1 CRISPR repeat array is annotated in these 339 nt (G+C 63.1%).

Annotation, left to right across the window (positions count from 1 at the left end):
• Positions 1 to 5 precede the first annotated feature (5 nt).
• Positions 6 to 339: direct repeats of the CRISPR family, unit length 29 nt; unit sequence CGGTTCATCCCCGCGTGTGCGGGGAACGC.

Below are 339 nucleotides of genomic sequence, written 5' to 3'. Positions count from 1 at the left end.
TACGTCGGTTCATCCCCGCGTGTGCGGGGAACGCCGCTCAAACGCCAGATAAGGCACCAAATACGCCGGTTCATCCCCGCGTGTGCGGGGAACGCAGGTTCTGGAAATACTCATGACCAATGGGCGGCGGTTCATCCCCGCGTGTGCGGGGAACGCGGGGGTTCTCGATGTGTATATCTCCGAACAAACGGTTCATCCCCGCGTGTGCGGGGAACGCATTGGACCGGCACTATATGGAAAAACACTGGCCGGTTCATCCCCGCGTGTGCGGGGAACGCATGGCGCCGCCACCGCATGGGCCAAGGCCCAACGGTTCATCCCCGCGTGTGCGGGGAACGC

This window comes from Pannonibacter indicus (assembly GCF_001418225.1).
Lineage (GTDB): Bacteria > Pseudomonadota > Alphaproteobacteria > Rhizobiales > Stappiaceae > Pannonibacter > Pannonibacter indicus.
Note: the sequence above shows the minus strand (reverse complement) of the source record. Positions and strands in the feature narration are given on the sequence as shown.